17 protein-coding genes, 2 pseudogenes and 1 riboswitch are annotated in these 21283 nt (G+C 70.5%); of the genes and pseudogenes, 13 read left to right on the plus strand and 6 right to left on the minus strand.

The window, feature by feature from the left end; genetic code table 11:
• Positions 1–61: 61 nt before the first annotated feature.
• From ACIPEK_RS21890 to ACIPEK_RS21905, 4 genes are all read right to left on the minus strand, one after another.
• The gene (locus ACIPEK_RS21890; protein WP_266356299.1) at positions 62–907 is read right to left on the minus strand and encodes a carbohydrate ABC transporter permease; all 846 of its coding nucleotides are present in this window, start codon (positions 905–907) and stop codon (positions 62–64) included.
• A 5-nt stretch (positions 908–912) separates the two neighbouring features.
• Positions 913–1905 carry a carbohydrate ABC transporter permease gene (locus tag ACIPEK_RS21895; protein WP_401998507.1) on the minus strand — a complete coding sequence of 331 codons (993 nt, stop codon included), beginning with the start codon at positions 1903–1905 and terminating at the stop codon, positions 913–915.
• Positions 1902–3176, minus strand: coding sequence for an ABC transporter substrate-binding protein (locus tag ACIPEK_RS21900; protein WP_401998509.1), 1275 nt, complete (start codon positions 3174–3176; stop codon positions 1902–1904). The genes ACIPEK_RS21895 and ACIPEK_RS21900 overlap by 4 nt, the downstream gene beginning before the upstream one ends.
• A 141-nt stretch (positions 3177–3317) precedes the next feature.
• The gene (locus tag ACIPEK_RS21905) at positions 3318–4475 is read right to left on the minus strand and encodes an ROK family protein (protein ID WP_401998512.1); all 1158 of its coding nucleotides are present in this window, start codon (positions 4473–4475) and stop codon (positions 3318–3320) included.
• A gap of 156 nt (positions 4476–4631) precedes the next feature.
• Here ACIPEK_RS21905 and ACIPEK_RS21910 point away from each other — a divergent pair, with 156 nt between their 5' ends.
• The 3 genes from ACIPEK_RS21910 to ACIPEK_RS21920 all read left to right on the plus strand — a co-directional run bounded on the left by ACIPEK_RS21910 (position 4632) and on the right by ACIPEK_RS21920 (position 9585).
• On the plus strand, positions 4632–6749 hold the full coding sequence (locus ACIPEK_RS21910) for an alpha-galactosidase (protein ID WP_401998515.1): 2118 nt from the start codon (positions 4632–4634) through the stop codon (positions 6747–6749).
• A 42-nt stretch (positions 6750–6791) separates the two neighbouring features.
• Positions 6792–7652, plus strand: a complete 861-nt coding sequence (locus tag ACIPEK_RS21915; RefSeq protein ID WP_401998518.1) for an alkaline phosphatase family protein — start codon at positions 6792–6794, stop codon at positions 7650–7652.
• 91 nt (positions 7653–7743) lie between these two features.
• Positions 7744–9585, plus strand: a complete 1842-nt coding sequence (locus ACIPEK_RS21920; RefSeq protein ID WP_401998520.1) for a glycoside hydrolase family 36 protein — start codon at positions 7744–7746, stop codon at positions 9583–9585.
• On the opposite strand, the gene ACIPEK_RS21925 is transcribed toward ACIPEK_RS21920, so the two are convergent.
• Positions 9552–9878 carry a hypothetical protein gene (locus ACIPEK_RS21925; protein WP_401998523.1) on the minus strand — a complete coding sequence of 109 codons (327 nt, stop codon included), beginning with the start codon at positions 9876–9878 and terminating at the stop codon, positions 9552–9554. The two genes, ACIPEK_RS21920 and ACIPEK_RS21925, sit on opposite strands and share 34 nt — an antisense overlap.
• On the opposite strand from ACIPEK_RS21925, the pseudogene ACIPEK_RS21930 reads away from it, so the two are divergent.
• The 4 genes and pseudogenes from ACIPEK_RS21930 to ACIPEK_RS21945 all read left to right on the plus strand — a co-directional run.
• Positions 9844–9990: pseudogene (locus tag ACIPEK_RS21930) on the plus strand (GNAT family N-acetyltransferase); the annotation flags it as partial. The gene ACIPEK_RS21925 and the pseudogene ACIPEK_RS21930 overlap by 35 nt on opposite strands.
• A 438-nt stretch (positions 9991–10428) precedes the next feature.
• Positions 10429–11316: an ABC transporter substrate-binding protein gene (locus tag ACIPEK_RS21935; protein WP_401998526.1), complete on the plus strand. Its 888-nt coding sequence runs from the start codon at positions 10429–10431 to the stop codon at positions 11314–11316.
• Positions 11317–11535: 219 nt separating this feature from the next.
• A pseudogene (locus ACIPEK_RS21940) lies at positions 11536–11637 on the plus strand (hypothetical protein); the annotation flags it as partial.
• A gap of 669 nt (positions 11638–12306) precedes the next feature.
• A complete protein-coding gene (locus ACIPEK_RS21945) occupies positions 12307–13239 on the plus strand; it encodes a carbohydrate kinase (RefSeq protein WP_401998653.1) in 933 nt (310 codons plus the stop codon).
• 244 nt (positions 13240–13483) lie between these two features.
• Here ACIPEK_RS21945 and ACIPEK_RS21950 read toward each other — a convergent pair whose 3' ends face one another.
• Positions 13484–14776: a hypothetical protein gene (locus ACIPEK_RS21950; protein WP_401998529.1), complete on the minus strand. Its 1293-nt coding sequence runs from the start codon at positions 14774–14776 to the stop codon at positions 13484–13486.
• A 197-nt stretch (positions 14777–14973) separates the two neighbouring features.
• On the opposite strand from ACIPEK_RS21950, the gene ACIPEK_RS21955 reads away from it, so the two are divergent.
• From ACIPEK_RS21955 to ACIPEK_RS21980, 6 genes are all read left to right on the plus strand, one after another.
• Positions 14974–16251 carry a beta-ketoacyl-[acyl-carrier-protein] synthase family protein gene (locus ACIPEK_RS21955; RefSeq protein ID WP_401998532.1) on the plus strand — a complete coding sequence of 426 codons (1278 nt, stop codon included), beginning with the start codon at positions 14974–14976 and terminating at the stop codon, positions 16249–16251.
• Positions 16252–16264: 13 nt separating this feature from the next.
• Entirely contained in the window at positions 16265–18136 is a 1872-nt protein-coding gene (locus ACIPEK_RS21960) for an acyl-CoA dehydrogenase (RefSeq protein ID WP_401998535.1), read from the plus strand.
• A gap of 5 nt (positions 18137–18141) precedes the next feature.
• Positions 18142–18309, plus strand: coding sequence for a hypothetical protein (locus ACIPEK_RS21965; protein ID WP_401998537.1), 168 nt, complete (start codon positions 18142–18144; stop codon positions 18307–18309).
• Between the two features lie 87 nt (positions 18310–18396).
• Complete coding sequence (locus tag ACIPEK_RS21970) at positions 18397–18678, plus strand: acyl carrier protein (protein ID WP_401998540.1); 282 nt, start codon at positions 18397–18399, stop codon at positions 18676–18678.
• Positions 18675–19898, plus strand: coding sequence for a beta-ketoacyl-[acyl-carrier-protein] synthase family protein (locus ACIPEK_RS21975; protein ID WP_401998543.1), 1224 nt, complete (start codon positions 18675–18677; stop codon positions 19896–19898). The genes ACIPEK_RS21970 and ACIPEK_RS21975 overlap by 4 nt, the downstream gene beginning before the upstream one ends.
• Positions 19899–19976: 78 nt before the next feature.
• A riboswitch (cobalamin riboswitch) is annotated at positions 19977–20165 on the plus strand.
• Positions 20166–20231: 66 nt separating this feature from the next.
• Positions 20232–21272, plus strand: a complete 1041-nt coding sequence (locus tag ACIPEK_RS21980; RefSeq protein WP_383079962.1) for an ABC transporter substrate-binding protein — start codon at positions 20232–20234, stop codon at positions 21270–21272.
• Positions 21273–21283: the final 11 nt, after the last annotated feature.

A 21283-nucleotide genomic window follows, 5' to 3' on the forward strand; every position in this document is an offset into this window, starting at 1 on the left:
GTGTGGGGGTTGGATCTTCAGGTGGTGCGGCCCGGACCGGCGGTCCGGAGTCAGGTGCGGCTCAGCCCTTGAGGCCGCTGGTGGCGATGCCTTCGACGATGTAGCGCTGGGCAACCAGGAACATGGCCACCAGTGGGGCGATGGTCACGACGGCTCCGGCGAACAGGCCGGGCAGGTTGATGGTCTGTGAGGTGAGGAACGTCGACAGGGCGATCTGGGCCGTCCACGCGGACGGGTCCTGGCCGATGACCAGCGGCCACAGGAAGGCGTTCCAGCTGTCGATGAAGGCGAGCGCGCCGAGCGAGGCGAGCATCGCTCCGGATGACGGCAACGCGATCCGGCGGTAGAGGCCGAGCCAGCCGAGCCCGTCCAGGCGTCCGGCCTCCTCGATCTCGCTGGGGAACTGGAGGTAGAAGTTACGGAAGAGCAGGACGGCGAAGGGATTGAACAGCCCGGGTGCGATGATTCCCCACAGAGTGTTGACCCCGCCCATGGAGCCCACGACGACGAAGGTGGGGACGAACGTCACCGAGCCGGGGATCATCAGCGTGGCCACCACCAGGGCGAGCAGGACGCCGCGTCCGGGTACCGGGATGCGCGCGAGGGCGTATCCGGCGGCCGAGGCGAGGAGCGTCGACACCGGGGCGGTGATCGCGGCGATCAGCAACGAGTTGCCGAGGGCCTGGCCCATGTGCAGGGTGGGGTCGCTGAAGAGCGAGGTGAAGTTCTCCCAGTGCATCGTCGACGGCCACCAGGTCCAGTCCGGCGACGTCAGGCCCTGCGTGTCCATCAGCGCGTTGCGCAGCATCAGGTAGAAGGGCGCCAGGAACACTGCCGTCAGCAGGCCGGCCAGCAGGCCGCGCACGGACCGGCGTACTACCTGCGGCAGTTGTCGTGTTGTTGTCATGCTGCTCACTCCTCACCCTTGCCGAAGCCGGTGAGCCGGCCCTGGATCAGGGTCACACCGACGATGAGGGCGGTGAGTACGAAGGCTCCGGCCGATCCGAGGCCATAGTTCTGGGAGCCCATCGCGGTGTCGTAGAGGTAGCCCAGAGGGGTTCGGATCGGGGCCGCGGCCGACCCGGACAGCCCGCTGTTGAACAGGTTGTAGAACTCGTCGAACGCCTGGAAGGCGGCGATGAATTGCAGCATCAGGACGGCCACCGAGGTGTTGCGCAGCATCGGCAGGGTGATCCTGCGCAACAGGCGCAGGCCGGTGGCGCCGTCGAGGGCGGCGGCCTCGTACATCTCCTTGGGGATGGCCTGGAGCCCGGCCAGGAAGAGCACCATGTAGAAGCCGACCTGGAGCCAGAGGCGGAGGGTGACGAGGACGACCCAGTACAGCGGCGGCGAGGTGGTCTGCAGCCACGGGACGGCATCCATGCCGAACCATCCGCCGATCGTGTTGGCGATGCCGCTCGGCAGCCCGTTGAACAGGCTCATCTTCCACAGCAGGGAGGCTGCGACGTAGGAGACGGCGGCCGGGATCAGGAAGGCGGTGCGCAGCATGGCCCGGCCGCGCCGGATCCGGTGCACCAGCAGCGCCAGCCCCAGCGAGGCGGCGAACGTCACCGGCACGATGAACACCGTGAACAGCAGGATCTGGCCGAGCGACTTGCGGAACACCGCATTGGAGAGCAGCGCCTGGTAGTTGTCCAGGCCGACCCAGTGACCCAGGGCGATGGTGCCGCGGGCCTCGCTGAGGCTGAGCAGGAAGCTCCAGCCGATGGCGACGTACTTGAAGAGGCCCAGGCCGATCAGCAGGGGCCCGGCGAGCAGTGCGAACGCTCCCCAGGCACGCCAGTCCGGGCGGGAACGGCGGACGGGGGCGGTGCCCCGCGGCTCGGCCGCGGGGCACCCGACACGCTCGTGGTGAAGCGTGGGCGGAGGTGCGGACTTCATCATGCGCGCTGCTTGTCGATCTCGCCCTGGGCCTTCTTGGCCGCGTCGGCCAGGAGCCGCTCCGCATCGCCCTTCCCGCTGACGATCTTCGCCGCAGCCGCGGTGAAGAGGCCGCTCACTGTGCTGTTCCAGGTGCTGGGGTTGTGCCTGCCGTACTTGGCGGCCAGCTCGACGGTCTCCTTGGCGGGCCCCTGGGTCAGCTTGTCGGCGGAGGCGGCGACGGACGTGCGGGGCGGGATGTGGAGGCCGTAGCTCTGCGACCAGTCCGTCTGGAGGTCGGTCTGCTGGACCCAGAGCCACTGGACGAACTTCTTGGCCGCGTCCACGTTCTTGCCCTTGGCGTTGACGCAGGTGCTCCAGCCACCGACGCGCACCACAGGCTTGCCGCCGGGCTTGAAGGCGGGCCAGGGCAGGATGCCGAAGTCGTCGCCGAGCGCGGTCTTGATGGCGGGCATCGACCAGAGGCCGCCCCACTGCATCGGGACGACGTTCTGGGTGAGGGCGGAGGGATCCCACCAGTCGGTGGTGAAACCGAGCAGCAGGGACCGGTCGTCGTGAAGGCGCTTGAGCCCGGCCACGGCCTCGGCGGCCTGAGGGGAGCCGAAGCCCGCCTTGCCGTCGTCGGTGACGAGGTCGCCGCCGTTGGAGAACACGGACAGGATGGCGCTGTCGCCCAGGCCGTCCTGGCCGACGAACAGACCCTTGGTCTTCTTGGAGCTCAGGGCCTTGGCCGCGTCGGCGAGCGCGTCGAAGCTGTCGGGCGGGGTGATGCCGGCCTTGGACAGCACGCTCTTGCGGAAGTAGAGCATCATGACGTCGTCGAGCGTCTTGACGCCGTAGAGCTTGCCGTCGACAGTCACCATCTCGCGGGCGCCCGGGTTGAAGTCGGACTTGGCGCTGCCGTAGATGTCGTCCAGCTCGGCTATCTGGCCGCGCCGGGCGAAGCTCTCGCTGAAGTCGCCTATCTCGAAGACGTCCGGGGCGGAGTCGGTGAGCAGGGTCGCGTTGAGCTTGGCGGTGTAGTCGCCCGGGGTCCAGGTGACCTTGACCGCGATGTCCGGGTTGGCCTTGGTGAACGCGGTGGCATAGCGGGTGAGGGCCTGCTGGGTGCCGGCCTCGCCGTAGGCGTGGGACCAGACATTCAGGGTGGTCTTCGCACTGGAGGAGCCACCGCCGGCCGGGTCGGTACTGCAGCCGACCGCCGCTCCGGCGACGAACAGGATGGATCCGCCGAGGAATCCTCTGCGGCTAAGCTTGGAGCTCCGTGCGCTCACTTCGCGTCCTTCAGGTTGAGAGGGTTGGGTGTACGTGTTGTTGTCCGGCGCAGCCGGTGTCCGGCATTCACAGTTGGCAGACGGTGATGGACATCGGTTGCGCCGGAAGCTTGGGCCGGCGAACAGGATGGTGACACTCGTTCAGGGGAATAGGGCCTGGATGCCGACGACGGCGGCGCCGCGGGCCCACTCCTCCCAGGGGAGCGGACGCAGGGTCAGCGGGCATTTCGCCGCTGCTTTGAAGCAGTGCGCTTCGTAGGCGTCCCTGATGTGCATTCCGAAAAGGTCGTAGGTGTCGAGCCCCTCGCCTGTGACGACGACGCGCTCGGGACCTACGAGGTTCACAAGTGTGGCGATGCCGACGCCGATGGCGTGGCCCGCCCTCGCGAAGACGCCCTGCGCGGCGGGGTCTCCACCACGGGCGAGCTGCACGGCGCCGTCGAAGTCCAGGTCCGGGTCGTCGGTGGCACAGCGGATGGCGGCGAGGACGGCGTCGCTGGAGGCGATGGCCTCGACGCAGCCGACCTGGCCGCAGTGGCACCGTGGCCCGGCCGGGTCGATGCTGATGTGCCCCATTTCTCCGGCGACGCCGTACGCGCCGGCGACCAGCTCACCATTGATGACGATCCCGGAACCGATCCCTGCTCCGATGGTGACCAGCGCGAAGTACTCGGTGCCGATGCCCTCGCCGAACCAGTGCTCGGCGGCGGTGATGGCCTTGACGTCGTTCTCCACGGTGACGGTCAGGCCGGTCGCCGCGGCGACGGTCTCGGCCAGCGGCACGTCGCGCCAGTTGGGGAGCACGGAGTAGCGGACATGCCCGCAGGGGCGGTCCACGTCGCCGGAGACCGCGATGCCCAGGTGCCGGGTGCGGGCCCGGTACTCGGGTTTCGCGTCGAGAAGTTCGGCGACGAGTTCGGCCAGCAGCCCACATACGGCGGCCGGGTCGCGGTCGCCCAACGGTCGGCTGGCGGTGGTGCGCATGTGGGCCTGCAGGTCGCAGACCGCGCCGAAGAGGGTGTCAGCACTGATCTTCACACCGACGACGAACTCCCGGTCGGGAGTGACGGCCAGCGGGTTCACGGGGCGTCCGGCCCCTGGAGCGGTGCGCTCCGGGGGAAGTTCGTGCAGGTAGCCGTCGTCGATGAGTGGTCGCGCGGCCTTGGTCACAGCGGTCGAGGACAGACCCGTCCGGCGGGCCAGCTCCACCCGGCTGAGCGGGCTTTCGGCCAACAGCAGGGTGAGGATGGCGGTTTCGGCCGGTGCCGTCACCAGTGGTCGCGAGTGGTTTGGAAACACGGCGGCAACCTACGATAAATAAATAACTTCGTCCAGTATTGATTTTCTCGTTCGAGCGGCCCTACGCTCTGGCCCAACTCCGGCCACTTCAAACGTCATTCGGCGTTTCCGTTTGCCCGGGTCCTCACCGACGCTCGACACCCCTCGGGACCTCCTGTGCCTCCCACGCCCTCATCCGTTTCCTTCGACCCCACCCGCGGGCTGGTGGTCCTGCGGACCCCGAACAGCGTCTACGCCGTGCGCATCGGCGCCGACGGCAGCCCCCGGCATCTGCACTGGGGGGAAATGCTCGACACCGACGCCCTCTGTGGACTGCCCGCAGCCACCTCACCTGCCGCGAGCAGCTTCGAGACAGACCCCACCCCGGACGAATTGGCCCCGCAGACCGGTGCGCGGTTCGGGCCGGCCGGCCTCCAGGTGCGGTTCGCCGACGGCACCCGCGGCACCCAGTGGTCCTTTACCGGCCACACGGTCCGGGACGGAGAACTCCGCCTGCAACTGGCCGACCGCCGCTACCCGTTGGCCGCCGAACTGTGCTACGGCGTGCGCCCCGGCAGTGACGTCATCGAGCGCTGGGTGGAACTCACCCACACCGGAGCCGACGACTCGGGCCCGATCACCGTCGACCGGCTGGACTCGGCCTCCTGGACGGTACCGGCACTGCCCGACTACCGGCTCAGCCACCTCGTGGGCGGCTGGAACAGCGAGTTCCAGTTGCACCGCGACCGGCTCCCGGTCGCCGAGACCGTGCTCACCAGCCGCCGCGGCGTCACCAGCCACCACGCCAACCCCTGGCTCGCCCTCGACGACGGCACCGCCGACGAGGAACACGGCGAGGTCTGGAGCACCGCCCTGGCCTGGAGCGGAAGCTGGCGCATCACCGTGCACCGCGACCCGGTCGGCCGGACCACCTGGACCGGCGGCTTCGGCCACGAAGGACTCAGCTGGACCATCCAGCCCGGCCAGAGCCTGCACACACCCGTCTTCGCCGGCCTCTACACCCCCGACGGCTTCGGCGCCGCCAGCCGCGCCTGGCACACCCACATCCGCACCAGCGTCCTGCCCACCCCCGACCACGACCGGCCCGTCGTCTACAACTCGTGGGAAGCCACCGGCTTCGACGTCGGCCAACCCGGCCAGCTGCACCTGGCCCGGCTGGCCGCACGTCTGGGCGCCGAACTCTTCGTCCTCGACGACGGATGGTTCGGCGGCCGAACCAGCGACCGGGCGGGCCTCGGCGACTGGACACCCCGGCTGGAGGCATTCCCCGACGGGCTGCGCCCACTGGCCGACGAAGTGCACCGCCTGGGCATGGCCTTCGGACTTTGGGTGGAGCCGGAAATGGTCAACCGCGACAGCGACCTCTACCGCTCCCATCCCGACTGGGTCGTCCATGCGGCGACTCGGGACGCGACCGAACTGCGCAACCAGCTCATGCTGAACTTCGCCCGCCCTGACGTCGAGGCCTGGGCCCACCGGACCCTGGACCAGCTGGTGTGCGACCACGACGTCGACTGGTTCAAGTGGGATGCCAACCGGGTCGTCACCGAAGCCGGATGGGCGGGCCACCCGGACCCCGACAGGCTGTGGATCGACCACACCCGCGCCGTCTACCGGATCATGGACCGCCTCCGCGCCGACCACCCCGGCCTTCGCATCGAGGCCTGCGCGGGCGGTGGCGGACGGGCCGACCTCGGCATCCTCGCCCGCACCGACCAGGCCTGGACTTCCGACAACACCGATCCCGTCGACCGGATCAGCATTCAGCACGGTTTCAGCCAGCTCTTCCCCGCCCAGGCCATGGCCGCCTGGGTGACCGACAACCCCAACGTCACCACCGGCCGCACCACCCCTCTCCGCTTCCGCTTCCATGTCGCCATGGCCGGAGCGCTCGGCCTCGGCGGGGATCTCACCGCCTGGTCCGAGGAGGAGCTCGACGAGGCCACCGCGCTCGTCATCCGCTACAAGCAGATCCGCCCCCTGGTCCAGCACGGCCGCCAGTACCGCCTCCACGGCCCCGACGGAGTGACAGCCGTGCATTATGCGGCCCAGGACGACACCGAACACGCCGTCCTCGCCTGGCGCCCCGCAACCCGCTTCGGCCACCCGGCCCCCGGGCTCGCCCTGCCGGCCCTGGACCCCGCGGCCCGCTACCTCGACATCGACGAGGGCATCACCCACAGCGGCGCCGTCCTGACCCGCCGGGGCATCGACCTGCGGCTGCCCGCCGGCGACTACGCCAGCCGCCTGATCCGGCTGCGCCGCACCGTCTGACCCCGCCCCCTTCTGCACCCGACTCACGAAGGAACCGAGAACATGCCCACACCCCGCGTCCTGGTCGTCGGCATCGACGGCGTCCGCCTCGACCTGTTGCCCCTGCTGGACACCCCCAACCTCGACGAACTCGCGAACGCCGGCTTCCTCGCGCCCGTCCACATCGACGACGACACACCGACCATGTCGGGCCCCTGTTGGACCACGATCGTCACCGGTGTCGGCGTGGCCAAGCACGGAGTCTGGGGCAACAACTTCACCGGAAACCGGCTTGGGGTGTTCCCCGACTTCACCACCCGGCTGGCCGCCGAGCACGGGCTGCGAACCTTTGCGGTCGGCGGTTGGGAACCCCTGTTCCTGGCCCGGCAGGGCGGCCCGGTCTTCGCGGCCCCGAGCAGGCTCGCCTACATCGCCCCGCGCGAGGACACCCCGCAGGCCTGGGAAGAATGCGACCAGAGCGTGACCGACGAAGCCGTAAGGGTTCTCAGCTCCGGCGAAGACCTGGACGCCTCCTTCGTCTACCTCGGCGCCGTCGACGAGACCGCCCACTACCAAGGCTGCGGCCCCGAGTACCGGCGCGCGATCGAGACCGCCGACCGACGACTCGGACAGCTCCTCACCGCCGTACGCGGACGTCCCGACGCCCGGTCCGAGGAGTGGACCATCATCGGGGTGACCGACCACGGCCACCGCGACGAGGGCGGCCACGGCGGGCGCAGCACATCGGAGCGCACCGCCTGGATCGCCGCGAACAGCCCCGGCATCACCCCCTCCACCGCACCGGACAGCCTCCGCCACGCCGATGTCGCCGCCCACGTCTACGCCGCCCTGGGTATCACGCCCGACCCGCACTGGACGCTCGACGGACGGCCCTTCCACTCCCTCACACCGCAGGTCGCCTGACGCCGGCAGGAATCCGCCGGCCGGCGACTCCCAGGCGCGGCAGCCAACCACAAGGACGCCCCCACTCGCGTCCCGCAGAGAGGTCCCCTCCGTGGATACCACGTCCATCCACCTCATCGACCTGTCCGCCTTCGACCCCGGCCGGTGGGAAGACGGCGAACACACCCTCGCCGTGGGCGACACACGAATCAGCCTGCGCACCCTCGCCGACAGTGCCACCCTGACCCTGCCGCACGACGGCGCGGCCGGGACCGACGCTCTCGTCACGGCAATGGCGGACGGCACCGTGACCCTGCGCCTGGACGTCCCACTGGGCGACGCCGTGGGCTTCTGGCATCCCGACGCCGGCTGGGAGCGCACCCTGCCCGCCGACTGGTCGGCATGGCGCGGCCTGTCACTCGTACGATCCGCACCCGTCGGCTGTCTCTACGACACCGCCGGTCGCAGCCTGCTCGCCCTCGCCACCGACTGCACCGTCCAAGAGACCTGGATCCGCTTCGGTGTCTCCGAGGAGCGCAAGCGCTTCGGCGTGTGGCTGCGCCTCTCCCTCGCCGCCGGGCAGACCTGCCGAGTCCGCATCCCCGCGCCGGGCACCACCATGGCCGCCGCCCTCCGCCAGCTCCGCCAGTGGCTCGCCGGTCTGCCCGACGGAGAGCCGCTGCCCGTTCCGGAGTTCGCCCGGACGCCCGTCTACTCGACCTGGTACGCCTTCACCCAGGACATGACCGCGGCCGAGGTCGAGGAAGAGGCCGCCCTCGCCGCCGCCCTCGGCTGCGGCCAGCTGTTCCTGGACGACGGCTGGCAACTGCACGGCAACGGCCGCGGCTACGCGGGCTGCGGCGACTGGCAGCCGGACCCCGTCAAGTTCCCCGACTTCCGCGCCCACATCAGAACCGTTCGCCGGACCGGACTGCGCTACACCGCCTGGATCGCCCCGCTCCTTCTGGGAGAGCACTCCTCCGCCTACCAAGCCTGGGCACCGTACGCGCCGCACCACGTCCCGCACCTCGACTGCCACATCCTCGACCCCCGACACGCCGAGGTGCGCGCTCACATCGCGGACACCTGCCGCACCCTGGTCGACAAGTACCGACTCGACGGCCTGAAAATCGACTTCCTCGACGAGGCCATGGCCTACGCCGCCGCACCCGACCAACCGGCCCCCGGTTACATTCCGGACGTCGGAGAGGCGATGGCCGCGCTGCTCGCCGACATCCGCGACGCCCTGCGGGCCCTGCGCGGCGACCAGTTCGTCATCGAGCTGCGCCAGCCCTACACCGGGCCGGCCATGACCGCACTCGGCAACGCGCTGCGCGCCACCGACTGCCCGGCTGATCCTGTCGCCAACCGCATCCGGACGTTGGACATCGCGCTGCTCGCACCCGGCGGAGCAGTCCACTCCGACATGCTGATGTGGGATCCGCAGGCAACACCGGACAGCGTGGCCCGACACTTCCATGGGGCCCTGCACTCCGTGCCGCAGATCTCCGCCCGCCTCACCCGGCTCTCCCCGAACCACCGCGACACCCTCGCATTCTGGCTCGCCACCTGGCGTCGACTGGCTCCCGTCCTCACCTCCGGCCACTACGAACCCGGCCGCCCGGACGAACTCTTTCCCCAGGTAACGGCCACCTGCGGAAACCAACGGGTCATCACCAACTACACCGACAAGGTCGTCCCCCTCCCCACCGAAGCCTGGCGTTCTCTCTCCCTCATCAACGCCTCCACCGCTTCACGGATGGTGCTCGACGTGTCCGGACCACCCCGCCGGGTCTGCGTAGAGACCCATGACGCCCAAGGTCGATTGCAGCAGGCCACGGCTCTCTCCCTCACACCAGGCATCCGCACGATCGAGGTACCGCCCTCCGGATTGTGCGTCCTCGACGGGAGTGTCATGAATCAGGTGCGGACTCTCCACGAAGGAGTCACCTGATCGAGTCCGCTGAGGGCGTGTCGCTTGCCGGGTCCGGCGAGGGCGTCCAGGGTGCCGACGTGAAGCCGGTGCCGGTATCCGTGAACGGTCTGTCCGTCGAGCTGCTGGAGGAGCCGGCCGCGCTCGCGGCGGAGCGTACAGCCGAGGGCGGGCTGCGGCTGATGGGCGAGGGCGGGCTGTTGCCCGAGCCGGCCCAGCACCTGATGCAGGCCGCGCTGGAGGCCGAGATGGACCAGCACCTGGCCGCGGGGGCCGGACAGGCCGGTCGAGGCCGTGCATCTGTCCATGCTCACGTCCAACACTCCGGCCAGGGCCTTCTACGACCGTCTCGGCTTCGGCGAGATCCGGGTGCTGGACCCCGGGCCCGTCATCTACCTGGGACGCACCACCGAAGCGGACCTGTAGCGGTCCGTCGGCATCGGCGGGACGACGCCCGGCGCCCACTCACACGGTGCGCTCCATGCAAACCAACTCGTCCCGCGCCCCCTGTTCTTGCGAGGAACCCCGGGCGTTTATGCCCGGGAGGAATCGCATCCTGAGCAGGGCGGCGCGGAGCGCCGCCGTACCAAGTGGCACCGTGCCGGCCCGGCCGGCGGACGGCGGCGATGTCGGATCGACCAGTCATGCCATCAGCATCACACGCACGCCCTGACGAACGGCGGGGTGGTCCTCGGCCGGGGCGGGATCCGTGCCGGGGGCGCCGGCCCCGGCCACCCGCGGGCGTCTTCGCGTCATCTGTACCGGACTGGCCATGGGAGGGGGTGTCACGGGGGCTGGCTGGGCAGGTACTGGTGTACGACCCGGGAAACGGGGCGAAGCGGCCGGTGCCGAGGGGTGTGTGACGTGAGGGAGCAGACCGTGTGGCAGTTCTCCGACGATCGTGGTCAGTTGTCGACCGCCGGGCGGCGCCCGACGCGGGTGCTCGCCTATGTCCAGGCCGGAGCGACCCTGTGGGACCACGGGATACGCCCGAGCGCAATATTCGGCTCCGATCACGACGACCAAGCCGTGCCGGACGCGGCGAAGACCGGATCGCTGTCGCTGACCGAGGTCGGCTATCTCGGTGCGGGCAGCACCCTGGATGTGGACACTTTGCTGAGCGGTGAGCCGGACCTCGTCGTGGCCGTCAGCTACGGCGGCGGTCACGTCTACGGGCTCGCCCCGGAGACCGCCAAACATCTGGAGGAGCACGTCCCGGTCGTCGTCATCGACGTGGGCCAGGCGCGCACCCTCGCGGAGATCGGTGACCGGTTCGCGCAACTGGCACGCTCACTCGGCGCCGAGGAGGCCACGACGGCGACACAGGACCTGGAGGCTGCCCGGGACCGGCTGCGCATGCTCGCCGCCGGACCGGATCGGCCCAGGGTGGTCGCCCTTTCCCCGGCCGGCCAGGACCGGACGCACCTCGCCCGCCCCCGCATGTGGCCCGAGCTGCGTGTGCTGGCCGAGTTCGGCGTCGACCTGGTGGAGCCGGTCGAGGGGCCCGGCGCGAACTGGTCCACGGTCGGCTGGGCGGACGCCGCGGCGCTGCGCCCCGCCATCGTGCTCGCCGACATCCGCGCCAACGCCACACCCCTGGACGAGCTCCGGACGAACGAGGAGTGGTCGGCGATCGAGCGCGTCGCCCGGGTGCTGCCCTGGAATCCGGAGCCGGTCTGCAGTCCGCAGGCCCATGCACGGTTCCTGGTACTCGTGGCCGACGCGCTGGAGGCCGCCGCGCGGCGGCTTTGACGTACGCGGCCACAGGGTGCGGCCGCCCCCGACCGCCGCACGGGCCGCGTGTGCCGATGCTCCGTACGGACGCCTCCGATCGCGCCGGCCGCTCCGGTTCGCGAGGCCGGCCAGGAGCGTCCTGAGCCGACACCGTACGTCCCCAGGAGCAGGCATGCAGGCACGGGCGGCGCGACCGAATTCGCCCTCCGGCTCCGCACCGGAGGAAGCCGGCGGACGGTGGTCGGCTGTGACATCGGCGCCGGGAAGCCCTTCGTGGACCGTACCGCCGCAGGCGTCCGCGACTTCACGGAGCACTTTGCGGGACGGACCTCCGCGCCTCTGCCCCAGGAAGCGGCCGACGGTGAACGGCGCCTGAGGATAAGGCTGTTCGCCGACGGAGGCGAGGCGCGCATCGTCACACTCACCGTCCACCGGCTCCGTGACGTCTTCCGGGCCACCGACACCGGCCCGGACTCGCCCGCGACCCCGTCAGGCGGGCGAGTTCCGCAGCGGCGGGCTCGGCGATCTCACCGTGGTCCCGGCCGGACACTGGACGACCACGGGCGCCGGCCGCACCGGAAGCTTCGACCGGGACTCGACCGCCGTCTCCAGCACCGTGTACGGCGACCTGGAACTGACGACGCTGGTACGGTTCGGCGGCCCGGACGGGACCAGCGGTGCCGGTTCCGTGCTGCTCCGCGCCATGCCGGACACGGCCGACGGGCATGCCGTGAACCTCGACCCGAACCTGCGGACGGCCCGGCTCTTCCGCAGGGGTGGCGGACAGACGACCGTACTCGCCGAAGTGCCCGTGCTGCTGCGCACCGGGGTGACTCCTTCGCTGCGGATCCGGGCCCGGGGCGGACGGATCGAGGCGTTCATCGACGGCCGTCCGGTCATCGATGTGACGGACACCCGCTATGCAAGGGGCAGGATCGGGCTCAATGTGTTCGGAGGCCGCACCGCCTACCAGGACACCTTCGTCACCGCACTAGGAGACCCCAGCTCATGCTCGACAGACTCGACCTGCTGGTCATCGGCGAATGCGTCGCCGACATCGTCCGGCTGCCGAGTGCGGCCGACCAGGTCCACCCGGGAGGCAGCCCAGCCAACGTCGCGTACGGTCTGGCCCGGCTCGGGCACGGCGCAACCCTGCTCACCCAGCTCGGCCCGGACGACAACGGGCGGCTGATCAGGGACCATCTGACCGGCGCCGGGGTCGAGATCCGCACGGACGGTGCCACGGAACCCACCCCGTCCGCCGTCGTGACCCTGGACGACGACGGCCAGGCCGAGTACACCTTCGAGATCACCTGGGCGCTCGACCCGGTCTCCCTGGACCGGGCGCCCCACCACGTCCACACCGGATCCATCGCGACGGTGATGGAACCCGGAGCGGCCACCGTCCTCGCCGCCGTCGAGGCGCTGCGGACGTCCGCGACCGTCAGCTACGACCCCAATGTGCGGCCCGAGCTGATGGGGGACCACGACGCGGCTGTCCGCAAGGTCGAGGGCTGCGTCGCGCTCAGCGATGTGGTCAAGGCCAGCGACGAGGACTTGCAGTGGCTGTATCCGGGCCAGGAGCCGGAGCGGGTCGCCGAGCGGTGGCTGGCCACCGGCCCGGCCGTCGTCCTCGTCACCCGGGGAGGCGACGGTGCCCTGGCCGTCATTCGCGACGGGCAGGTGACGGTCGACGCGCTGCCCGCCGACGTGGTCGATACGGTGGGGGCGGGCGACGCCTTCATGTCCGGCACCCTGCACGCCCTCGCCTCGCACGGGCTGCTCGGTGCGGACGGCCGTGAACGGCTGCGCTCGCTGAGCCGGGACACCGTGACCGATGTCCTGCGTCACGCCGCGGCTTCCGCCGCCGTGACCGTCGCACGGGCCGGTGCCAACCCGCCGGACGAGGCGGAATTGAAGGCGGCACTCGCCCGGGGTTGAACACGACGGTGCCACCGCTTCTCGCAAGGCGGTGGCATCGCCATGGCGTCGGCTCGGGGTCAGCCGACCGGGAGGGTCGCCGTGTCACCCGTGCCGCCGGCCGTGAAGGTCCACTTGTTGGTGGCCCCACCAGCCAGAGGGGAGATCCCGGCGGAGGTGACGGTGCGCCTCAGCCCGTAGGAGGCCTTGTCGGAGGCCGCGAAGGTCTTGTCGATCAGCGATCCCCGGTCTCATTACCCGTTCATTACCCGGGCGCCGCCAGATGCGGCGTGCTGTCGTCGTCGAGGAACTCGATGACGGCGAGGGCGAACAGCGCGCACAGCGCGATCCATACGGTGACCAGGCCCGTCGGCCGGTCCCACGCCACCAGGACCGCGGCGGCCACCACGACCACCGTCCAGTTCAGCCAGGGCCTGGCGCGGTGCACCCACCTGCCGACCGGGCCGCCGGTGACACCGGCCGCGTCCCGCACGGCACCGATGCCGCCGCTCCACATCGACTTGACACGGGTGGCGGCGCGGCCGTCACCCGTGAGCCAGGCCGCGAGGGCCACCACAATGCCGAGCGTGACCATCAGGCGGACCAAGACGCGTACGGGGCCGGCCAGGGCGTCGAAGACGGAACCGGCGGCCGGCTGGGACACCTCGGACGGGAGACTGTCGAGATAGAAGGCACGGCCCACCCACATGGCCAGCCCGAGCACCGCGGCACCCGCCGCGATCGCCAGCGCCGCCGTGATCAGTGCGCGACGGCGGCGTAGCGCGAGAAGTACCCCGCCCGCGGCAAGGACCAGAGTGACCAACGGCAGCCAGAAGCCGATGATCTGGAGGGCCCGGAACCACTTCTTGGCCTTGCCGACCGAGTCGGAGGTCAGCACCGTGAAGTCGGTGTGGATCTCCGGGATATTCGCGGCGACCGTCAGCCCCCGGTCGACGAGGCGTTGCTTCACCCGGTCGATCACCGGTGCCAGGTCGATGGTGACGGTGTCATTGGCGAGATTCACCGTCCCACCGCCGCTCCCGGACAGTGCCTTCATCGTCGCGGACTGCGCGGTCCGGTTGAGGTCGGTCCAGATGGTCTCGAAGGCGTCGCCGGCGACGAACTTCTCCACGGTCCCGTGCACGAAGTCCGAGACCCCCGTGGTCAGGGGGCCGCTCAGTCTTGAGAGCGCCTTGTCGACCACCGGCCGGTCCGCCGGGGCGACGTCGGCCAGCAGCGCCTTCACGTCGAGGTGCTTCATGACGGCGCCGGTCACGCGATCGGCCACCGCGGACTGCACATCGGGGTCGGAGGCGAGCGGCGCCATCATCGCCACATAGTTGTCCGTGTCGCCGATCTCGCTCTTCGCCCAGGTGGACACGATGCTCAGCGGCGTGAGGACGGCCGCGACGAGAATGAGCAGCACGGCGAAGAACGAACGGGCCCGCAGCCGGTGCGGTGCCGGGGCACGGGCCTCCAGCACCGCCACCCTGGCGCGCAGCGCCTCCAGTTCCGCGCGCGCTTGCGGGGACTGAGACTGGTTACCGTCCGCTTCCATGTCCCAAGGGGATGCCCTGCCGGTGCACACAGCGCGGCGGACTGCTGCGGACGGGTGAACGCCTTCACCGGGCGCGCGGCGAGGTTCGGTGCACTCGGCCCATCGGTGACCCGTTCGGCTCAGTGAGCGCATCCTCGCCGGGGCGACTGCCGTTCGACATCCGGTAGACGTGATCGATTACGGAGGAGGGGCGGATCATGGGGCGGGACGACATGGGTGTCGCGGTTACGGGAGTGGGGCTGGTGACCCCTGCGGGCGCGGACGAGCACACCTTCTGGGCGGGACTGTGTGCCGGTGTGTCCGTGGCACGGCGATGTGAGGAACTGGCCGGGATCCCGGTCGACTTCGCCTGTCAGGTGGACGGGATCGACCTGGACGAGGCCGTCGGCGGTCGCTCGGCGTGGCGCATGGCACGGTTCGTGAAGATGGCGCTGGTCGCCGCCCGGCAGGCGGTGGCGGACGCCGGGCTGTCACCGGAGCGGTGGGACGGCGACCGGGTGGCAGTGGTGCTCGGCGTCGGCGTGGGCGGGGTGTCCGTGCTCGTCGACAATCTGCGCAGGCTGGACGGCGGCGGACCGGGGGCGGTGTCGCCGCTCCTGGTCCCGATGATGATGCCCAATGCCGCCGCCGGGGAGGTGGCCATCGCCCTGCGGGCCCACGGTCCCAGCCTGGCACCGGCCACGGCCTGCGCGTCCGGGGCGACCGCGATCGCCGTGGCCCGTGACCTGCTGACGAGCGGCCGGTGCGATGTGGTGGTGGCAGGCGGCGCGGAGTCCGTACTGACTCCGCTGGTGGTGAGCGCCTTCGCGGGAATGGGAGCGCTCTCCCTGCGTACCGGCGATCCGGCGGGCGCGTCGCGGCCGTTCGCCGCGGACCGGGACGGTTTCGTGATCGGTGAGGGTGCCGCCGTGCTCGTGCTGGAGCGGACGCTCGATGCGCAAGCCCGCGGCGGACGGGCGCGCGCCCTGCTGACCGGCGCGGGTTCCGGCACCGATGCCCACCACCCCACAGCCCCGGACCCGGAAGGAGCCGGTGCGCGCAGGGCTGTGGAGGCGGCGCTGCACGAGGCGGGCTGGGTGGCCCACGAGGTCGATCACATCAATGCGCACGGCACATCGACCCCCCTGAACGACGCGATGGAGACAGCGCTCATCTCGGGGCTCTTCCCCCACCGGCCGTCGGTGACCGCGCCGAAAGGTGTGCTCGGGCACACCCTCGCCGCGGCCGGGGCGATCGAAGCGGTGGCCACCGTACTGACCCTGGAGCACGGTCTCGTCCCGCCGATCGCCAACCTGGACTCGCTGCCGGACGGGTTCGGCCTCGACTGTGTGGTCAAGGAGCCCCGCATGCAGCACGTCGAGCGGGCACTCAGCCACTCCTTCGGCTTCGGCGGACACAACGTCGCGCTCGCCTTCCAGCGCGTCGACGCGGACGGCCCGCCGCGGACGGCCCCCGGTGTCCTTGCCGTCGGCTGATCGTTCATGTCTCATGACCGCAACCATCGACGACCTCTCCACCGAACGGTCCATGGAGCTCCTCACCGGTGTGCTCCTGGGCGACAACTTCCGCCGGGAGCACGGCTTCTGGCAGCGGATGATCAGCACGGAACCGTTCCGCCGCCCGGACCACCGCACCCCCGACGAACGCCTGCGTCTCGCCTACGAGCGGCTGCGCATCCTCAACGACTGCCTCGACAGCGGCGCCCGGCTCGCCGCCGACCCCCGCGCCCTCGCGGCCCTGCACGAATGGCTCGGCCCGGTCGACCCGGCCCTCACCACGGTGGCGGGCATCCACTACAACCTCTTTCTCGGCAGCCTCCTCGACCACGAAGGCGACAGCCGGCTCGATCTGTCGGACTTCCTCCGACTACGCAGCATCGGCACCTTTCTCTGTACGGAGGTGGCGCACGGCAATGACGCGGCGGCCGTCGAGACCACGGCCGCCTACGACCGTGAACGCGACGGGTTTGTGCTGCACACACCGCATGCCGGCGCCCAGAAATTCATGCCCAACACCAGTCCGGCAGGCGGCCCCAAAGCCGGTCTTGTGGCCGCGCGTCTGCTCGTCGACGGCGCCGATCACGGCGTCTTCCTCTTCCTCGTACCGCTCACCGATGCCGTACGGGCCCTGCCCGGCGTACGGGTCCGCAGACTTCCCGCACGCATGGGGAGCCCGGTGGACCACTGCCTGACCTCCTTCGACCAGGTCTTCGTGGGGCGCGACGCGCTGCTCGGCGGGGACCACGGACGGATCGGTGACGACGGCGAGTTCAGCAGTGCCGTCGGCAGCCGCAGGCGTCGCCTCCTCACGTCGATCGGGCGCGTCACCTCCGGCAAGATCTCCATGAGTGCCTGCGCGGTCGGCTCCGCTCGCGCATCGCTCGCCGTCGCCGTCCGCTACGGCAGCCACCGGTACATCTCCGGACCCCGCGGATCGCGTCAGGTGCCGGTGATCGCCCACCGCAGCCACCACGGCCCGCTCGCCCGGGCCATGGCCACGGTCTTCGCTATGAGCCTGCTGCACCGCAGGGCCCTGAACCGCTGGGAGGGACGGGAGGACGGCTCGGGCTCGGGCCGGGAGGAGGCGGAGCGGCTGGTCGCCGTCGCCAAGGGATGGATCAGCTGGCAGGCCAGGTCCGTGATCGTCGAATGCCGTGAACGGTGCGGTGCCCAGGCGCTCCTGGAGAACAACGGCATGAGCGAACTCATCACCGGAGTGGAAGGCGTCATCACCGCTGAGGGCGACAACCTGGCCATCCACGCCAAGGCGGCCGCGGAAATGCTCTTCGCCACCGAACCGGCCGCGTACGACGCTCCCTTCGGCGGCGAACCCGGTGATCTCACCGACCCCGGGTTCCTCGGCAGGCTCCTGGCCGTGCTGGAGGAGATCTGGTTCGACCGGGCCAGGGAAAGGCTGGGCCGCGCACCGCACGGTGACCCGCTGGAGCGGTGGAACATCGCATCCGGTCCCGCCCTTCGCGGCGTCGAGGCCCACGCCCACCGACAGGCTGCCGAGGCGTACGCGGACGCGGTGGCAGGTCTGTCGGACGGGCCCGCCCGTGAGCGGCTGGTCGAGCTGCAGCGGCTGTTCGCACTCGACCGGATCGCCCGGAACAGCGGTGATCTGCTGGCCGCAGGACATCTGACGGCTGATCAGGTCAATGGACTGCCGGACGCCTTGGAAGAGCTGATCACCGCCGTCGCCGCTCATCTGCCCGCCCTCGCCGACTCCTTCGCGCTGCCGCAGGAACTGCTCGCCGACTGGCCCATCGCGGGGGCCGATTACGTCGATGCGTACGACGATCCGGCGGCGGCCTGGCAGTCGGACGGGGACCGGGCGACGGCCCCGGGGGAGCGGTGAGAGCCGTGACGAGGACGGGAACAGCCGTGCGGACGCAGCGGGTGCGGGAGGCGGCCGGGGCCCTCGGTGTTCGTGTTGTGCTGCTGGTCTTCTGGGGTACGGCAGCCGTCCTGGCCCGGTGGTTCACGCAGTCGCAGCTGGGCGGTGGCGAATCGGTTCGGCACAAGGCGTAACTGGAGGCACGTCACCCAGTTGATTCGGCGTCGGGACGGTGCCACCGCCGTCCCCGGCAGCCGTACCGAATGATGGAGAGGAAGCTCATGAGTGCGATTCATCCCAAGATCACCGAGGTTCTGACACACACCTTCAAAGTGCCCGTCGCCGAGATCCACCCGGATTCCACGATGGACAGCCTGGAGATGGACTCCCTCGCCGTCGCCGAGTTCGCCGTCCTCATCAGGGAGACGACGATGGGCGGCGACGGGGACTTCGACAAGCTCCCCAAGGACGCCACCCTGGCCGACATCACGCGGTACATCGACGCGACAGCCGGCAGCGGGGCGCCGATGGGCGGCTTGGTACCGACGAGCAACGCCCGATGAACAAGCCCGCGATTGCCGTAACAGGCGTGGGAATGATCACCCCGGTCGGCAACGATACCGAATCCACCTGGAAGGGTGTGTGCGCCGGAGTCTCGCCGGTGCGTACCGTCGCGGCACTCGAGGGTTGCGCGATCGACTTCGCCTGCATGGTCGACGGGATCGATCTGGACGCCGCGATCGGCGGCCGCACGTCCTTCCGGATGGGGAAGTACGTCAAGTTCGCCGTTCTCGCGGCCCGGGAGGCGGTCGCCGACGCCGGACTCGACCCGGCGCAGTGGGAGGGCAGCAGGGTCGCGGTGGTCGTCGGCACCAGCAGTGGAGGATCCGCCGCACTGACCGAGCAGGCCGTCGTACTCGACCGGCACGGACCGGATGCCACCTCGCCGTCGGGCATCCTGCTCACCATTCCGAACATGCCCGCGGCCGAGATCGCCATCCAGCTGCGGGCCACCGGTCCCAGCCTGGCACCGTGCACCGCCTGCTCGTCCGGCGCCACCGCACTGTCCGTCGCGCGCGATCTGCTGGTCACCGGACAGTGCGACATCGCGATCGCCGGAGCCACCGAGTCGATCGTCTACCCGGTCGCCATGACCGGATTCGCCCGGTCCGGAGCCGCGGCCCGGGCGGAGGGCGACCCGGCCAGGCGGTGCCGGCCCTTCGCGGCCGACCGTGCCGGGCTGGTCATGGGTGAGGGCGCCGCCGTCATGGTGCTGGAACGGGCGGACGACGCCGTCGCCCGGGGCGCCGCGCCGCGGGCACTGCTCGCGGGCACCGGCGCCACCACCGACGCCCACCACCCCACAAGCCCGCACCCGTCCGGCGCGGTCGCCCAGGCCGCGGTCGAGGCCGCGTTGCGCGACGCGGGCTGGGCGGCCGAGGACGTCGAGCACGTCAACGCACATGGCACGGCGACACCGATCAACGACGCCACCGAGGCCGCCCTCATCGGCCGGGTCTACCCGCACCGGCCGCCCGTCACCGCCCCGAAGGGAGTACTCGGGCACTGCATGGGGGCGGCCGGAGCGATCGAGGCCGGACTGACCGTCCTGACGCTCCAGCGCGGAGTCGTACCGCCGATCGCCAACCTGGACGCCCCGGCCCCCGAGTTCGACATCAACTGCGTCACCAAGCAACCCCTGCGGCAGCCCATCCGGCGCGCCGTCAGCCACTCCTTCGGCTTCGGCGGGCACAACGCCGTGATCGCTCTTGAGCGTCCGTAGGCATCGGGCAGGTGGTGCGACGGGAGCACAGCCCGGCGTACCACCGGCCACACCGCCCATGAGCTGCGCGGAGGCTCGTGATAGCTTGCCGAAGCCAGTCAAACTCCACGTAGGGGTCAGGGAATCCGGTGAGAATCCGGAACTGACGCGCAGCGGTGAGGGGGACGGGCGGGGCCACGGCCACTGGGACACCCGCGGGTGTCCTGGGAAGGCGTCCCGTCCGTAGGAGCCCGAGTCCGAAGACCTGCTGGCACCTGCGACCCGGTACCGGGCGCAGGACTCCGTACAGCGGGCTCCGCGCATGAGCCCCGAGACGCAGAGGGACTCCGTGCCGTGCCGTCCATAGCCAGCCCTGTCCGCGCCATTGCCCTGCTCTCGGCGGGACTCGTCCTGCTGACCGCCTGCGGGGGCGGAACGAGCAGCTCTGCCGCGAAGTCCGGCTCCGCCGACGGATACCCCGTGACGCTGAAGAACTGTGGACGCACCGTCACCGTCGAAGCCGCACCGCACCGGGCCGTTTCGGTCGACCAGGGATCGACGGAGATCCTGCTCTCCCTCGGCCTCGCCGACCGGCTGGCCGCCACCTCGACCTGGACCGACCCGGTGATGAAGGGCCTGGAGAAGGCCGACGCCAAGGTTCCCAGGATCGCGGACAACCGGCCGTCGTCGGAGAAGGTCCTCGACCAGGAACCCGACTTCATCAGCGCGTCATTCGAGTCGACGCTCGCCAAGGGCGGCGTCGCACCCCGCGAACAGTTCGAGGATCTCGGCGTTCCCACCTATGTCTCGCCCGCCGACTGCACCGGCAAGGACAACAGCGGCGGCGGCGACGGAGCCCGTACCGCGCCACTGACCATGGACAGCGTGTACGGCGAAGTGCGCGACCTGGCCAAGGTGTTCGGCGTGCAGAAACGCGGCGACGCACTCGTGGCGCAGCTGCGGGCCCGGGTGAAGAAGGCGACCGAGGGCGTCGACGCCTCCGACGCCACCCTCCTCTACTGGTTCTCCGACTCCAAGGCCCCGTACCTGGCCGGCTGCTGCGGAGCGCCCGGCATCATCACCAGGGAAGTCGGTGCGAAGAACGTCTTCGACGACACCCATGAGGAATGGCCCCAGATCAGCTGGGAGACCGTCGCCGACCGCAACCCCGACGTCCTGGTCATCGGAGATCTGACCCGCAAGGCACAGACCGCCGAGAGCGCCGCGAAGAAGATCGAATTCCTGGAGTCCAACCCCGTCACGAAGAACATGGACGCCGTCAGGCACCAGCGGTACGTCCTGCTGAGCGGCCAGGCCATGAACCCGTCCATCCGGACGGCCGAGGGTGTGGAACGCGTCGCCGCCGGGCTGCGCACATTCGGATTCGCGGGGTGACGGACACCGAA

It is taken from the genome of Streptomyces sp. NPDC088246 (genome assembly GCF_044741025.1).
GTDB lineage: Bacteria > Actinomycetota > Actinomycetes > Streptomycetales > Streptomycetaceae > Streptomyces.

What these genes read in the sequence shown, in the direction of transcription:
- ACIPEK_RS21890 (WP_266356299.1), bottom strand. Translation starts at nt 907, where the DNA reads ATGACAACAACACGACAACTGCCGCAGGTAGTACGCCGGTCCGTGCGC.
- ACIPEK_RS21895 (WP_401998507.1), bottom strand. Translation starts at nt 1,905, where the DNA reads ATGATGAAGTCCGCACCTCCGCCCACGCTTCACCACGAGCGTGTCGGG.
- ACIPEK_RS21915 (WP_401998518.1), top strand. Translation starts at nt 6,792, where the DNA reads ATGCCCACACCCCGCGTCCTGGTCGTCGGCATCGACGGCGTCCGCCTC.
- ACIPEK_RS21945 (WP_401998653.1), top strand. Translation starts at nt 12,307, where the DNA reads ATGCTCGACAGACTCGACCTGCTGGTCATCGGCGAATGCGTCGCCGAC.
- ACIPEK_RS21950 (WP_401998529.1), bottom strand. Translation starts at nt 14,776, where the DNA reads ATGGAAGCGGACGGTAACCAGTCTCAGTCCCCGCAAGCGCGCGCGGAA.
- ACIPEK_RS21955 (WP_401998532.1), top strand. Translation starts at nt 14,974, where the DNA reads ATGGGGCGGGACGACATGGGTGTCGCGGTTACGGGAGTGGGGCTGGTG.
- ACIPEK_RS21960 (WP_401998535.1), top strand. Translation starts at nt 16,265, where the DNA reads ATGACCGCAACCATCGACGACCTCTCCACCGAACGGTCCATGGAGCTC.
- ACIPEK_RS21970 (WP_401998540.1), top strand. Translation starts at nt 18,397, where the DNA reads ATGAGTGCGATTCATCCCAAGATCACCGAGGTTCTGACACACACCTTC.
- ACIPEK_RS21975 (WP_401998543.1), top strand. Translation starts at nt 18,675, where the DNA reads ATGAACAAGCCCGCGATTGCCGTAACAGGCGTGGGAATGATCACCCCG.